The 15,392-nt window shown below is 38.1% G+C and carries 11 protein-coding genes and 1 pseudogene; 10 read left to right on the forward strand and 2 right to left on the reverse strand.

All coding sequences use genetic code 11. The features are described 5' to 3' along the window. Window positions 1-13 precede the first annotated feature (13 nt). The 4 genes from EM4838_RS16940 to EM4838_RS15890 all read left to right on the forward strand — a co-directional run bounded on the left by EM4838_RS16940 (window position 14) and on the right by EM4838_RS15890 (window position 9,428). Window positions 14-6,187, forward strand: coding sequence for a WxL domain-containing protein (locus EM4838_RS16940; protein WP_233433789.1), 6,174 nt, complete (start codon window positions 14-16; stop codon window positions 6,185-6,187). Window positions 6,188-6,248: 61 nt separating this feature from the next. Beyond that, window positions 6,249-7,532 (forward strand): helix-turn-helix domain-containing protein, encoded by a 1,284-nt coding sequence (locus tag EM4838_RS15880; protein ID WP_100917308.1) that lies wholly within the window; start codon window positions 6,249-6,251, stop codon window positions 7,530-7,532. Between the two features lie 50 nt (window positions 7,533-7,582). Further along, window positions 7,583-9,061 (forward strand): helix-turn-helix domain-containing protein, encoded by a 1,479-nt coding sequence (locus EM4838_RS15885; RefSeq protein ID WP_100917309.1) that lies wholly within the window; start codon window positions 7,583-7,585, stop codon window positions 9,059-9,061. A gap of 19 nt (window positions 9,062-9,080) precedes the next feature. Continuing rightward, on the forward strand, window positions 9,081-9,428 hold the full coding sequence (locus EM4838_RS15890) for a DUF7006 family protein (protein ID WP_071868072.1): 348 nt from the start codon (window positions 9,081-9,083) through the stop codon (window positions 9,426-9,428). Window positions 9,429-9,563: 135 nt separating this feature from the next. On the opposite strand, the pseudogene EM4838_RS15895 reads toward EM4838_RS15890, so the two are convergent. Then, window positions 9,564-10,005, reverse strand: a pseudogene (locus EM4838_RS15895) (recombinase family protein). A gap of 394 nt (window positions 10,006-10,399) precedes the next feature. Between EM4838_RS15895 and EM4838_RS15900 the strand changes: the two are divergent. From EM4838_RS15900 to EM4838_RS15915, 4 genes are all read left to right on the forward strand, one after another. Beyond that, entirely contained in the window at window positions 10,400-11,155 is a 756-nt protein-coding gene (locus tag EM4838_RS15900; protein WP_071868073.1) for a trypsin-like serine peptidase, read from the forward strand. A 268-nt stretch (window positions 11,156-11,423) separates the two neighbouring features. After that, the gene (locus tag EM4838_RS15905) at window positions 11,424-11,624 is read left to right on the forward strand and encodes a cold-shock protein (protein ID WP_071868074.1); all 201 of its coding nucleotides are present in this window, start codon (window positions 11,424-11,426) and stop codon (window positions 11,622-11,624) included. Between the two features lie 66 nt (window positions 11,625-11,690). Next, window positions 11,691-11,906: a hypothetical protein gene (locus EM4838_RS15910; protein ID WP_071868075.1), complete on the forward strand. Its 216-nt coding sequence runs from the start codon at window positions 11,691-11,693 to the stop codon at window positions 11,904-11,906. A 360-nt stretch (window positions 11,907-12,266) separates the two neighbouring features. Next, window positions 12,267-12,794 carry an NAD(P)H-binding protein gene (locus tag EM4838_RS15915; protein ID WP_307725293.1) on the forward strand — a complete coding sequence of 176 codons (528 nt, stop codon included), beginning with the start codon at window positions 12,267-12,269 and terminating at the stop codon, window positions 12,792-12,794. Window positions 12,795-13,031: 237 nt separating this feature from the next. Here the strand turns inward: EM4838_RS15915 and EM4838_RS15920 are convergent, their stop codons facing one another. Beyond that, window positions 13,032-13,247, reverse strand: coding sequence for a DUF378 domain-containing protein (locus EM4838_RS15920; protein WP_071868076.1), 216 nt, complete (start codon window positions 13,245-13,247; stop codon window positions 13,032-13,034). An 853-nt stretch (window positions 13,248-14,100) separates the two neighbouring features. On the opposite strand from EM4838_RS15920, the gene EM4838_RS15925 reads away from it, so the two are divergent. Both EM4838_RS15925 and EM4838_RS15930 read left to right on the forward strand, forming a co-directional pair. Beyond that, the gene (locus EM4838_RS15925; protein WP_071868077.1) at window positions 14,101-14,469 is read left to right on the forward strand and encodes an LPXTG cell wall anchor domain-containing protein; all 369 of its coding nucleotides are present in this window, start codon (window positions 14,101-14,103) and stop codon (window positions 14,467-14,469) included. Window positions 14,470-14,473: 4 nt separating this feature from the next. Further along, window positions 14,474-15,271, forward strand: coding sequence for a WxL domain-containing protein (locus EM4838_RS15930; protein WP_071868078.1), 798 nt, complete (start codon window positions 14,474-14,476; stop codon window positions 15,269-15,271). Window positions 15,272-15,392 lie beyond the last annotated feature (121 nt).

A 15,392-nucleotide genomic window follows, 5' to 3' on the forward strand; every position in this document is an offset into this window, starting at 1 on the left:
AGAGGAGGATTCCATGAGAAAGCTAATGAAAAAAGGAATGCTCATTTTAGGGACGATGATTCTTGTTCTGCATGCATTCCTCCTGCCAGTAGGCATCGTCTATGCGGAAACCACGGATAAAAAGGAAGGGGGGCAAGTACAGGAAGAAGAACAATTGGAACTTCCATCCATAAAAAACTATCTAGAAGTGGAAGAAGGCAATCCTCGCTTTTCCTTTCCTCGCTCTCGCCTTCAAGGAACGGTTGAAGAGCCATTGAAGGTGACATTTGTTTCAGATCAAGAGGTGACAGAGGCAAGTATTACCCTTCCGAAGGAAGCAAAGCTGGTAAAAGACCAGTTACAAGCTGGAGTTACCGTCAACCAAGAAGAAGAATCAGATGAATGGGTGATTCAATCAGAGAGAGCGCAACAAGCATTTGTGCTTCCGGTGGTTTTTGATTCTGAAGGTAGTTATGAGGTGTCGATCGAAGACGTAACTGCGACACTTGAAATATCGGAAAAGGAAGAAACGGAGACTGAAGATCAATCAGAAATGAATCAGGATTCATCTGATGAATCAAATGAAGAACATGAGCAATATCCAAATACGACTGAACAATCAGAAGAAAAAGGAGCGCCTGTAGCAACCGAAGAATCGAAAGAGGAAGCTATTCCTCCTGAGAACGAAACATTCAAACAGGCGGTCTTTGATGGAAATACAGAAGAAGTTTCAACAATGGCTGCATTCAGAGAAGCTGTCGCAAATCCTGAAGTTAGCATTATCTCTGTCCAAGCGAATTTAACTGAAAGTACAGCCAATATCATGACGATCGACCGACCAATCAAGATACAAGGAAATGGTCATACACTAACTTTTGGTAACGATGGGTTTTATTTTCAATTTGAAGATGTAGAAGAAGAGACTACCTTCCGGATAGAAAATGCGACTATTGCAAAGGTAGGTACTACTCCATTAATGAATGCCTCTTCTGAGAGTAGTCGTAATTGGACCATTGAATTAGAAGATATTACAGCATTGAATGCCAATGAATTGAGGTTAGTATCCTCTCCTGAAGGGAAACTAGTTTTTACAGGAGGCCAATCAAATTTTCAAGGGATTGTAGCTACTACAATTTTTATTGAAGCAAAAGAAATATACGCTATAAACCAAGCACGGGTAACCATTAACCGAGGAAACTCAACTGTTTTCTTTTCAGGAGCTACTATAACAAATCCAAAGTTAATCATAGAAAATGGTTCAACCATAACGATTACCACAAGTGCTGGAGCAGCAAATACAATCGATTTTAGGGGAGAAAACCCAGAGATATCTATTAGTTCAAATAGTCAGCTCACAATCACTACTGGAGGAACAGGAGATGTTCCATCAGATATAATAAATAATGCGGTAGTACTTACCGGAGTTGGACCGAAAATATTTATCAACTCAGAGAGCAGTTTAACGATTACAACTACTGCAGCAAAAAGAGGGATACACTTAGGTGGAGACACCGCACAACTCATGGTGAATGACTCCGAATTAATTGTTACTTCCGCATCACAATCAGCCGTGAGTATTACTGGGGATACTCCCATATTTTCTACAAAAAATAGTACGATTCAACTTACTTCACCTACTGGTACAGCAATAAATGTGACTGGTAGAGAACCATCCGTAAATTTTGACACTTCAACTGTAAAACTATCTAGTACGAGTGGTCAAAGGGTTAATTTGATTGGAGATGCTGCGCGTTTAAAACTTTCCAATACGCAGATGGTGATGACTTCCTCTACAGGACGAGGGGTATACATGCAAGGTGAAACACCTCAGGTTCATTTGGATAACAGTCAGCTTACCATGACAGATACTGGTGATTCTCAGGGAATGATTTTACAGGGGCCAGATGCCTTGCTTTCTTTAGCAAATGAGAGTGAATTTATTTTAACAGGAGCAGGGCTAGGAACATCAGAAAATATTCAGATAGGAGACAATAACGCCAGACCAGAGCTCTCTGTTACAGGTGGTTCAACTCTTTCTGTTACGACCACAAGCGGTGCTGTGTTACCAACAGATACCGCAAACAACGCTCTTCATTTGAGAGGAGCAGAGCCTAAAGCGACAATTTCCGGAGGTTCCAAATTGAATGTTTCAGTGACAAGTTATAACAGAAGAGGGTTCTATCTAAATGGAGGAAATGCAGAGTTAGAAGTTAGTGATAGCCAATTAAATGTACGTACTGCTGCGGGTCAGGCATTGAGTCTTCTAGGAGTTTCTCCTACAGTAAAAATGATAAAATCCTCCTTAGAGATAGTAACCACAACAGGAATTGGCGTTGATTTATCAGGAAATAATGCATTGTTTCAATTAGATGAAACCAAGTCAGCCATTCAATCTAGTTCTGGACAGCGAATGAATCTAATAGGAGAAACGCCTACCTTATCTTTGGTCAACACTCAGTTGGAGATGGCTACTTCTACTGGTCGAGGAATTTATTTGCAAGGTGTGACGCCTCAAGTACTATTAGAAAACAGTCAGCTTGCTATGACAGATACTGGTGATTCTCAGGGAATGATTTTACAAGGAGCGGATGCCCTGCTTTCACTGAATAATAGGAGTGAATTCAACTTAAATAGTTCCGGTCTCGGTTATTCAGAGAATATCCAAATAGGTAATAACAACGCTAGACCAGAGCTCTTAGTGACAACCGGTTCTAAGCTATCCGTCACTACAACAAGCCCAGCTATATTACCGACAGATACTGTTAATAATGCTCTTCACTTGAGAGGAGCAGAGCCCAAAACAACAATATCTGGCGAATCTTCTTTGAATATTTCAGTGACTAATAATAACCGAAGAGGCTTCTACTTAAATGGAGAAAATGCAGAGTTAAACGTTAATGATGGGCAATTAAATATCCATACTGTTGCGGGTGAAGCGTTGAGTATTTTAGGACTTTCTCCTACAGTAAAAATGATTCAATCTTCTTCAGAAATAGAAACGACAACTGGAACTACAGTTAATTTGTCTGGGGAAAATGCGTTGTTCCAATTGGATGAATCTGAGATGACCATTCATTCTAGTACGGGACAACGGATGAATTTGATAGGGGAAACACCTACCTTGTCTCTGGCAAATAGTCAATTGGAAATGGCTGCTTCCACTGGTCGAGGAATTTATTTGCAAGGCGTGACGCCACGAGTTCTTTTAGATAATAGTCAGCTTACCATGACAGATACTGGTGATTCCCAAGGGATGATTTTACAAGGACCGGATGCTTTACTTTCACTGGATAATCAGAGTGAATTCAATATAAACAGTTCTGGGCTTGGTTGGTCAGAGAATATTCAAATAGGCAATAATAATGCTAGACCAGAGCTCTCTGTGATTGGTGGTTCTAAAATATTTGTCACAACCATGAGCTCAGCTGTAGCTGCAACAGATGCCGCGAATAATGTGTTACATTTAAGAGGTGACTCACCAAAGATAGACCTTCTTGATTCAAAAATTAACATTGATATCACATCTGGTAATCGTCGAGGATTAGTTATGACAGGTAATACATCTCAAGCTATTATAGAAAATAGTGAGTTGGAAACAAATCTGCTTAACGGATCAAGTTTCTATTCTGATGGTAATAACGGGATATTTGAAATAAAAAATAGTATATTTTCGTCAGAAACAGTTGGTGGAGATAATATTTCACAAATTGGAAGTAACAATAACCTAAGTATCAATAACTCAAGTGAGGTTTCTTTGGAGACCACAAGTGGACGTAACATATATACACAAGGAAGTACTAATGTAGTTAATATTGCCTCTAAAAGTAAAGTTAACATAAATTCTGTTAGTGCAAGCAGTATTTGGCTAAATGGTAGTTATCCTAAACTAGATGTTTCAGACGCAGGTACAGAAGTTACGATTGCTAGTTCAGCCGCTGCCGTTTTTTCTGTAGCTACAGTGTATTTGGGAACTGGCGTGGGGGTATCACCAGGAGCAGAAATTAATGTTTCAGATGAAGCTTCTGTTGAAATCACTAGTAATATGGCAACTACAATCGGACTTTGGAGTGAAAATGCGCAATTTAACATTTCGGAGAAAGCAGAATTACTAGTTAAACAAGGGGCTTCTTCTGAGCCTGCTGGAGGTGCAGCAGCAGCGGTAAGATTTATGCAATTTGGTAGTAGTAGTTTTACGATTGATGATGCGAAGATGAGTATTGAAAAAACGGGTGGATCAACACCTGGAATGCGCATGTTTGGAAATAATAATTCCATAATGGTTAAAAATGGCGGTGAATTTAGTGTCTATAATCCTGGAAATGGTACAGCAAATGATGGAGGAATCGGAGTAAATAACCAAGGAATTAGTTATCCAGGTGGTACAAATAATTCTTTTTCTATTGAAGGAATTGGTTCAAATGTCAATATTATTGCTGAAAGTGGTCCTGCGTTAGACATGGGAACAAGTTCTCCTACACTTGATGTAAAAAATGGGGGTATATTTAGAGCCGAAGGTCGAACTGCGTCAGCTACCGCAGGAGTATTTAGCGCTGCAGTAATTAATGTAAACTTTGAGAATCCTCTGTATATGAATTTTCAAAATAATCGTTCAGGTGGGGGAAATATTTTTAATGTCAATAATGGTTCTACATTAAATGCGACGAATAGTGATTTATCTGTTTGGAAAAATGGTGCAGATCTTACTGGGGATCCAGATTTGGATTTCCGTAGTATTGATTATTCATTCGGAGGTGCAAATTTCAACATATTAGGCGAGACAAGTGCACCAGATCAACTAAATACGGAAGTGTTTGGAAACACAGGTTTAACTGCATACAGTCGTTTAAGTAGTAATAATGGGCGATGGGCCATCGCAGATGAGCTGAGAGTGCCAACCAATGCTGATAAGAAAATCTATGGGCGTGTGAGTCTTCCTGTAGGACTAGACGATAGTCGTCCAGCGTGGGATGATGAAGCGATCGTGACAGTCGAAGTAGAATCTCCATCAGGACACACACAAGACTATACGACTAAGACCGTCGGTCATTCAGACGAATCACCAGGTATCAGTATCTACGGGGAAGCCCCACGTGGCGGACTTTTTGAAATTACCTTACCTGCCCCCCTCGAAGCGGGATCAAAAGTTCGAATCAGCCATGTAGAATTAACAAGTGGAGAACTGACCGAAGGCTTTGATCATCAGATTTTAACGAACACTGTGGAAGTCTTTCCAATTGTCCCTCCGGTACCTGCGAAATTCTCATCTTCTATCATTGGTGAAAATAGTAAAACCATCCAAGGGATTTCAGAAAATAAAGAGGTTGAAGTGACCGCAACGCATAATGGGCAATCCTTTGATACGTCGGAGGTCACTGTTAACGATGATGGCAGATTTACGCTTGATCTAAGTAAACTCTCACTAAAAGAAGATGATGAAATTCAAATCTTTTTACGGGATAATGCAGGATCCGCAAAGGTCGCAGAGGTCGTTGCTCCACCTGAAACAAATAATGATCGAGGTAATATCAATCCGGCAACCGAGTTACTGTTTCATGATGTGACATTTGAACCAGCGACGATTTTAACGGTTGGGAATCTTGGTCCTGTTTCACCGGTAGATCCGATGAATCCAGAAATTGAAGTCGATCCAGAGAATAAACCTGAGCTCGAAGAAGAACAAGGCTTATTAAGTATTGATTTTGCTTCTCAATTCACATTTGGCGAACAAGCAATCTCTACGCGAACGAAGCGGTATTATGCGCAACCGCAACGCTTGTTAAATCCTGATGGAACCGTCAATGAGGCTGAAGAGCGACCAAACTATATCCAGATCAGTGATCGACGGCCAGAAGAGGAACGTCACGGCTGGCAATTAGCAGTTACGCAAAACAATCAATTTACGGATCTACAGGAAAATGAACTAAGAGGGGCGCGTTTGTCTTTAGCGAACCAACAATTGGCGTCTGTTCATGGAAGCGACGAACCAATGTTGTATAATCAAGACGGTGTCACCTTAATTCCAGGAGAAAAGACTAAACTTTTGACTGCGCTCGATGGCCAAGGAGCAGGTACCTGGATCTATCGGTTTGGTGACGGTGAAAGTGCAAGCGAAAGCGTGGCACTTGAAGTCCCTCCAACCGCGAATCCAAGAGCAAGCACATACGAAACAACACTCACCTGGGAACTAAGTGTAGTTCCCGACAATTAGTCACAAGAAAGAGAAGAGCTACGGCTCTTTTCTTTTTCTTCATAGAAAGGAGAGAAAAGATATGCACATTTTATTTGATCATTTAGTCATGGCGGATAAGACTAAACGATGGCTGGTCTTGTTGGCAACGTTAGAAGAAGAGGAACACGTTATCGCCCACACCTTAGTTGAGCAGACTGGATTTGGGCGACGGACGATTATTGAGGACATGAAGGCGATCAAGGACTACTTTGGTGAGAGAATCCATTTGATCGGCGATGAGAAGGGCTACCACTTTTCTTTTCTTAACCCTAAAGTGTATTATGAGAAGAAACAAGCGTTACTAGATAAAGAGAAACTTTTTCTCTTGGTGGATCAGTTGGCTGCGGGAACGTGTTTAGACAATCAACAGTGGATGGCGTATCTTGATGTTTCGAGTACGCGGTTTCAACGGATGAAACGGCAGCTTCAAACGTTATTAAAGACCTATTATGGGATACAAATTGAATCTAAAAACAATCAATTGTGGGGCGAAGAAGCGGGTATTCGCCAATTCCTTTATGATTTTTATTTCACCTTACCATTGTATCCCAGGTTTCTTTCAGAACATATTCAGGACCTGCATCAGGAGAAAGTGGCGATTCAAGACGGGCCTTGGCACCTAGACCAAACTTTGTTTAATCAATGGCTGAGACTAGCCAAGCAACGGGTTGACCAGGGTCATTGCTTACATGAACAAGTGGCATATAAACAAGTTCAAACGACTCTAACCCAGGCTTTGGATCAACAGGTAAGTGTGGCTCTTCCAGGATCAGAAAAAGCCGCGTTGTTCCTCCTCTCATTAGATGAACGCCAGTTTCTGAACCCTATGACACAACAAGTATTTATCCGCACGTTTTCACCTGCGAGTGAGTATGAGTTACCGATGGGTGAGACCGAAGGTCTGACTTATGATTTTTTCGAAATCCTCCTCTTTTTAATGGAGGTCTTCTTCCAGCTGCCTACACTTGAAGCACCAGAACAAGTGCCGTATGCAAACAGTGAGGAACCGTCTCCTTTAGACGTACTCATGGAACGTTTTTTAGCCGAAAAGAAAAAATATAGCCAGACGATTTATGTTTCCTATCAGCTAGTAGGACCACGTGCTTTGACACGATGGATCAAACAGGAAATTGAAACGATTTTAAAAAAAGATGGCCTACAGGTGGTTGAAGCTGCCCAAATGAATCCACTCGGACTAGTACGCCATGTACAAATCGGGAATCAACCACAAGCTAGAAATGCTCGTGCAACGATTGAACTTCCCTACGTACCTAGCAAGGAGAACATCATTGAAGTGCTCTCTGTATTTTTTGAGTCAAGATGATTTAACAGGCAGGAAAGAAAAATATTTGAACAAGTGAGGGGGGAAAAAAGTTGCGTGAGTTTCAGATGGCGTTTATTACAAGCGCAGAGGTTAAGCGAAGGATGCAGGTGTTAAGTATGATGGAACAAGAACGACGTTTTACGATTGGAGAGCTGAGTGAACGACTGGCTATTTCACAACGTACCTTGATAAAAGATATTCAAACATTCAAAAACCATTTTGGTACAAGCATCGAATTGCGCTCGAATTATAGTGGGTATCGTTTTGAAGAACGAAATCGTAGTGACTACCAAGAAAAAAAAGAACAACTGTTGGAAAACGAAGTGTTATTTGAAATCGTGGGAAATGTTTTTTTGGGAAAAGATTTTACAGTGGCTGACTTGGCTCACCAGTACAGTTATGCAGAGAGTACTTTGCGAAGGTTTTTATTAAGAATCCGACCGGTATTAGCTGAGTATGAGTTAACACTTGCTTTTAACCCAGTCAATTTTTTAGGGGAAGAAGTCAATATCCGAAAGTTCTTTTTTGATTTTTATTATAGCAGTGAACAAACTCCGTATACAATCCGTCCGCCAGAAAGCTTACATACGTTAGTCTTGAACGAACTGTCTGGCAAATTGGGTAAGTATGAATTGGGCACAGGAATCACGATTTCAGCCTTTTATTACCAGCTTTATATCGCAATGGTCCGAGTCCATCAGAACCATTTTGTGTCCTTACCTGAATGGCTAAAGGTAAGCATTTATCAAGAAAAAGATTTTCAGTTGCTTTATTCTTTACAAGAAAGGATCAAACAGGAATACGAGATCTATCTACCAAAAGAAGAATTCGCTTGGATCCATTTATCGATTATTTCCAAACGGACGATCCATCGTGTGGACCAAGAACAAACTTTTAACCAACGATTCAGCCATTGGAAGGACCTTCAGTTCATTGTGTCAGATTACCTTTCTGACCCTTTTTTTGAACAGTGGGATACGGATACTTTAGGACAGTTTATGACCTCTTTTTTCATTTCGCACTTGATGAATGAAGCAGTGAGTCCGGTGTTGAACAAAGAGCTAAAAGAAATCCATTTGATGGTGAAGAAAAGCGACAAACAGATTTATGAGGACCATAAACAATTTCTCTTAAAACACGCCCCAGTACTCAGTTTTTCTGCCCAATATTTTGAAGATATCGTGGTGAGTTTTACGGCATATATGAACTTATTGTTCCACTATTACCAACCGGTCAAAAAAGTTTTATTTTTATTAGAAGGCGACTACTTAGTGGTTCAATCAATCCGAATGCAGGCACGTGTATTACTAGGGGAATATCATAAGCTGTTGTTTATGCCAATTCAGGAATTGACGCCGGAACGTTTAAATGATGAGCACGTTGATTTGATTGTAACGAACTATCGACCGTACCTTTTGGATTTCGCTCTTGACACAGATTATGTTCTTATGGGAAGTATTCCTACGGCGCAAGATTGGGCAAGAGTCAAGCATCAGTTGAATCCACTGATCGATCAGGAAATATTTTAAAAGAAGGAAGGAAAAAATAATGACATTTTTTACAAAAGAAGCCTATCTGGAGGGCTTTCAAGGTACTTTTGAAGAGGCCGAAAAACTAGCAAGTGAAGATCTAAAGGTCTATTTAAACACCCAGATCCAACAATTGGAGACCTTAGTGAGTCAGATCTGTCAGGAGAATTTTTGGAAAATATTGCCGGAGATATTAGGAATCGATGCCAGGATGAGGCTAGTAGCAGATCTGATCGACTTTGATAATTTTTCAGATGAGGAAATCCTTCGAATCGCCGAAAGTGACTATCTCATCTACTTTAAAGAACTATGTGGGTACAATCGCAGTATGGACCCGAAACATTCCATGATTTTCAATGTGGTATGATGGATTGATGGCCTGATGGGAATAACTTAAATGTGTAGGCTCTTACTTTAGTAAGAGTTTTTATAATGGTTAATGATTATTTGTCTTTATATAAGTATTCTTATTGTTGATTTCATTTTTAATTCTATAAACTGTTTATCTAGTAATATTGTAGTCTGTTGCAATCTTTGAAATAGCAATACCCTGATTTAGATCCTCGACGATGCTTTTATAAAAAAGGCGACGTTGGAGGGCTTTTGCGTCCGCACTATAGAGCTTAGGACGTTCTTTGTAAACACCATTAGCCTTAGCAAGCTTAATTCCTTGTGTCTGGCGTCGTTTAGATTCTGTACGTTCCTGTTCAGCAATCATGGCCAGGATTTGAATGATTAAATCTTTGATGAATTTATACAATAGAGGATTGCCAATCGCTTTAGCCATGATTGGTAAACTAGTAATGATTAGTTGCACAGAGGTAATTGACTGAGTCAATGATTTCGTCATAATTTCTTCCTAATCGGTCGATGGCTTCGACAATAAAAATATCTTGTTCTCTGACAAACTCTAAAGCTTCCTGGAAAATCGGTTGATGAGTAATCGTTGCTTCGGATTATTTCTCGATGAAAAATTTTTCTACGCCGAACTTTTTCATTTTTTCAATTTGCCGTTGTTCATTTTGATTGATCGATGAAAATCGGATACAAGCAATTTTCAAATTTATTACTTAATTTTCTAAGCAATTTAAAATACACTTTAAACGCAGAATATGATTTCCAATTTTACTCTAATAAAATAGTATTCAACCGTACTCTAATAATTACACATAAATTAGATTTATATTGTAATAAAATGATATGTCTGGACAGTTAATATATTTGATAGTACTTTTAACTATATAGGTTCATTTAAATGTTCAGAATAGTTTTTTTACATTTATCAACTTGAGATATGATTTTGCCTGTATAAATTTTGAATATAAAGGGGGAATAATAATGAAAAAGAAAAAAATACTTACCGTGGTTATTTTACTGTTAGGAATATTTGGTGGAGTTGGTCTAGGAAATCGTTATGCTGTAGCTGAACAAAATAGTTCACAGACAAGAGTAATAATCGGCACAGATAACCGTACGCAAGTTATGGACACTACAGAACCTCCATATAATAGTATCGCTTTTATTGCAGCTGATGGATCAGCTGGAAGTGGAGCTGTAATAGGGGAAAATACTATTTTAACCGCTGCTCATGTTGTAAATAGAGTACGTGATACACCTGAAAAAGAGAGTGTGTATGTTATTCCTGCTAGAAGTGGCAGTAAAATACCTTACGGTAAATTCAAAGTGAGTCAGATTCATATATTTCCCAAGTATCTAGAGAATAACTTTTTAAGTAATGATATGGCTCTAATGATTATTGAACCCTTGAATGGGAAAAGTATTGGTGAGGTTGTGCCGCCTTTAAAATTCAATGTGGTTAACAATTTACCCGTAAACACTATAATGTCAACTGCCGGGTATCCTGGAGATAAGCCCTGGGGTACAATGTGGGAATCTTTAGGTAAGGCAACGTTTGTAGATAATTACTTTATTGAACATAATATGTCTACAGTAGGCGGTCAGTCTGGTTCGCCAGTTTTTAATACTACTAATGAAATTTTAGGTGTTCATGTAGGCGCACCACGCACAAATGTTAATACTGCTGCAAAAATAAACAAAGAAAAGTATGATTTTATCTTAAATCACCTGCAATAATTATGGATCTTTGTCAATAAAGACTGATTCGTTGTATAAAATCAAATATGGGAGCGGAATGAACATCATTCTGCTCTCATATTATTGTCTTTAGACCAAAATAAATTTTATAAAATTGGAATACAACCCACTTGTGTGGTATACTAAATATAGTGATATACTTTGAAACGTATTAAGAGTGCTATGCTTACATTTATACTCTCCTTTTGCTTATCAAACAATTATTGCAACAAAACGCATACGTAGTGATGCACAAGGAGGAAATAGTATGAATAATGGTACAGTAAAATGGTTTAATGCAGATAAAGGTTTTGGTTTTATCACCGGAGAGAATGGCCAAGATGTCTTTGCTCATTTTTCTGCGATTCAAGCAGATGGCTACAAGTCTCTTGATGAAGGTCAAGCAGTCACCTTTGATACTGAAGAAGGTCAACGTGGCATGCAAGCCGTTAATATTTGCACAGCATAAATGATTTGTTCAACCGTCTCAATTGCTTGAGACGGTTTTTTTAATACTTAAAAAGGGGAGATTATTATGAGTTTTGGAAAGTGGAAACCAATAGAACCATCGATTGAAGGCTTGGCTTTTAAAGAAAATCAACAGGTATCATTTAAACATAAAAAGAAACAAGTCGTTGGAACCATCGTATCCCTGCTAAACAATTCGGCAGTTGTCACTCTAAGTATAGCCCAAGTAAGCGTTACTTCAGAAAAAACGGTGATCAGTTATAAAAATTTAGTAGCTATCTGAATTAAGTACTACTAGTTTAAAAAGGTACTATTAAATTCATTACAGGAATCTCTGTCTTTGCCTTTACGCAAAAAACGCAAAGACAATAAGAGGAAGTCATATGTTATCATAAATTATATGTACATCTAGTAATAAATAAAAAAACTGAAGTCAATCCCTTCATAATGATTTCTATAGATAAAATATAAAACTGATTTAATCTTAATTTGATGATATGTTGGATAGGTAAGTAAAACAATGGAGGAAGATTATATGAAAATATTTATAGTTGGTTCTACAGGACGTGTTGCAAGCAAGTTGATCGATCAGCTTGTTATAGAAGGACATCAAATTTTAGCGGGGTCTCGTCATCCATAGAACATAAGAAAACATCCGCAAATCTCTGCTGTCTTTTTAGATCTTCATGATGATTTGTCTTCAATTAGTGAAACTATAGGTAAAGTTGATACTATATACTTTACTGCCGGTTCACGTGGAAAAAATCTGTTACAGACAGATGTTTTTGGTGCGATAAAAATAATGCAAGCAGCAGGAATTAATGGTGTTTCTCGTTTTATCATGCTTAGTTCAATTTTTTCGTTAGAACCGGAACAGTGGAAACAAAAAGGGCTAAAGGAAATTCCGGATTACAATGTCGCAAAGTTTTTAGCAGATACCTACTTAGTGCATAATACTAAATTAGACTATACGATTTTACAACCGACAAATTTAGTAGATAAAAAAGGAAGTCAGAAGATTACCATAGATAACGGTAAATTTGCCGAAAATTCTATTGAGAACGTAGCTATCACGCTTGCTGGAATTCTAAAATTTGATAATACGATTCATAAGATCATCAAAATGCGCGATGGAGAAACTCCTATTAACGATGCCTTAAGAAATGTCTGAAAATTAAACTGAGAGAAAGCTTGTCCAGGAGCCCCGTTGGTTCTTGACAAGCTTTTTGAAAATCAAATTGAAATGTAATAACTTAAAAGTTAGAAGGTTGAATTCTGGAACCATTTTAAAAAGGTATCAAAAACTCAAAATTTTTTAATCCTTTTTTATATTTAAATATGTAAAACAGATGATCACAAACGAAAAATCCTTCCCAGTAACGGGAAGGATTATGAAGATAATAGCTTTTTAATATGTTTCGTCAACTTTTTTAGTAATCATTGGGAAGAATTTCATGCAGTAGATTGCACAAATGCCTACGACGATATAAATGATTTTTGCAAAGATAGTTGTTGAACCACCAGCAATCATAGCAACTAAATCAAGTTCGAACAAGCCGACTAACAGCCAGTTCAGCCCTCCCACAATCAATAAAGTTAATGCAATAGCATCTAAAGTTTTCATTAGAGTTCTCCTTTCTTAATTTGTTATAATAATTATGTACTAAAAAAAGAAACATTGCTTAAATAACGCTCAGGAATTTTAGTAAACTACGTAAAAAGATGAAAACAAGCAAATGTATCGCAGATAATGCATTTAAAAATAAAAAATAATATCTGACTTATAAAACATTAGATTACAAATATTTTGAAAATTAAATCATCTGGAAATTTAAAATAGAATACAATCTGTTGTCTTTTAGATGATAAACAATCTTATGGTAACAATTGGAATCCGTCCGATTACTATTGGCTCCCCTCAATTCCTGTAAATGAAGTTGAGGTATATGTGGAGGCGAATGCTGGACAATATGTTGAGTAAGTAATTTATAACATATCTCAAGATGTATGATTATTTTTAGTTATTTGAAAGTTCACATAATTAGTTAGATTCAGATGTTTAATAGTAGTCCAACGGGGTATACCCTGACGTCACTTCATTTTATTGAATACAGCTGTTGACACGCGTAAAAGAAAAATTAGTTTCTATTGGAACATATGATCATTTTTTTATAAGACGATCAAAAAAGAAAATAAAAACATTTATTTCATACATGTGTGAAATAAATGTTTTTTTAAAAGCGGAAAAACTGTTAATATTTATTGGGTAAGAATCTATCATAGAGGCACATTCTTATAGAATAATTCTCAAAAACCTTCGTTTTTAATAATAGGAATTTGTTATTTATATCTCAGGGTAGAGAAACTAATCTAACAACTTTTTCAAGACATTCGATGTGATCGGATGTCTTTTTTTTGTCGTCTCCTTAAAAACGAAGATTTTCGAGAAATCTAAGAAAGGTTATAGGGAGAGGGATATGAAAAACAAAAAAAGATACATACTAAGTATGGGTATGTTGCTGATTCAAGTATATGCGCCATTAGTTGTTTTTGGAAAAGAAGTACGTTCGGTAGAAACTGAAGGGAAAATTGGTTTTACTGGCGTCTACGAAACACCAGGAACACCGGAGCCAGCACCAGAAGTTGAGGTAAAACCAAGCTTTCCAAAAGAAATTGCCCAATCACCCTCAGAAGTGAGAAAGAGCGAGCATAAAAGATTACCACAAACGAACGAGAGTCAGATGGGTACTTGGAAAATGTTGGGGATTCTGATCATCATAGTCACACTTAGTTTTTGGTTTTGGATCCGCAAAAAGAAAAAAACAAATAAAGAAAGTAGGATTTAAATATATGAAATTCGTTAGATTAGCTACTATTGTAGCGTTAAGCTCCACCATTTTTGCCGGCGGTATCACAGCATTCGCAGACGACACAATTGAAGAAACATCAAAAGAAATACGTAACGTCACAACCGATGGCACAATTGAATTTACACCAAATGAAGAGGAAGACCTCGTCGTTGTTCCACCAGAAGGAGGACCAGATGTTGAGATCGAGCCTGAAGTGCCAGGCACAACTGGACCTTTATCGATCATGAAAGCTGCCACGATGAATTTCGGTTCACAAGTGATCTCGAATCAGGATCAAACTTACAATATGATCGCAGAAAAACAACAAAAAACCGGTACGACTGGTGAAGCAAATAAAGTCCCTTATGTCAGTTTTGCACAAGTACAAGATGTCCGTGGGACGAATGCGGGTTGGGATCTACAAGTACGTATGACAGATTTCAAAGCAACGACTGAAACAGTCAATGATACTTTGCGTGGTGCACAGATTTCATTATTGAATCCAAGTATCCAGTATGGAGGAAGTACGCCTGGTAATGCACCAGTGGCTCATGCAGCTGAATTAAAATTAATACCAAATGAGTCTGCTGTATCCGTGATGACTGCGGAAAAAGATAAAGGTGCGGGTGTTTCTTCCGTCGTTTGGGGGGATCAAGCAAACTTAGATGCACAAGAGGCGGACGATAAGGTTGATGTAGTTACAAATAATGCCATCCGATTATTTATTCCTGGTTCGACAGCGAAAGATGCGACACAATACAAATCCACACTGACTTGGGAATTATCTTCTACTCCTTAGAATGACGATAACGAAGATGTAAACCAACCTGAGTAAAATTTTGGCGTATAGTCATGACGAAACCAACGGTTTCAGTTGATAGAAACAAAAGATGTAGCGTTACAATTTTGTAGCGCTACTT

It is taken from the genome of Enterococcus mundtii (assembly GCF_002813755.1).
Classification (GTDB): Bacteria; Bacillota; Bacilli; order Lactobacillales; family Enterococcaceae; genus Enterococcus_B; species Enterococcus_B mundtii.

Excerpts from the sequence above, each read along its gene's own strand:
- EM4838_RS16940 (WP_233433789.1), top strand. The coding sequence starts at position 14 with ATGAGAAAGCTAATGAAAAAAGGAATGCTCATTTTAGGGACGATGATT.
- EM4838_RS15880 (WP_100917308.1), top strand. The coding sequence starts at position 6,249 with ATGCACATTTTATTTGATCATTTAGTCATGGCGGATAAGACTAAACGA.
- EM4838_RS15890 (WP_071868072.1), top strand. The coding sequence starts at position 9,081 with ATGACATTTTTTACAAAAGAAGCCTATCTGGAGGGCTTTCAAGGTACT.
- EM4838_RS15900 (WP_071868073.1), top strand. The coding sequence starts at position 10,400 with ATGAAAAAGAAAAAAATACTTACCGTGGTTATTTTACTGTTAGGAATA.
- EM4838_RS15905 (WP_071868074.1), top strand. The coding sequence starts at position 11,424 with ATGAATAATGGTACAGTAAAATGGTTTAATGCAGATAAAGGTTTTGGT.
- EM4838_RS15910 (WP_071868075.1), top strand. The coding sequence starts at position 11,691 with ATGAGTTTTGGAAAGTGGAAACCAATAGAACCATCGATTGAAGGCTTG.
- EM4838_RS15920 (WP_071868076.1), bottom strand. The coding sequence starts at position 13,247 with ATGAAAACTTTAGATGCTATTGCATTAACTTTATTGATTGTGGGAGGG.
- EM4838_RS15925 (WP_071868077.1), top strand. The coding sequence starts at position 14,101 with ATGAAAAACAAAAAAAGATACATACTAAGTATGGGTATGTTGCTGATT.
- EM4838_RS15930 (WP_071868078.1), top strand. The coding sequence starts at position 14,474 with ATGAAATTCGTTAGATTAGCTACTATTGTAGCGTTAAGCTCCACCATT.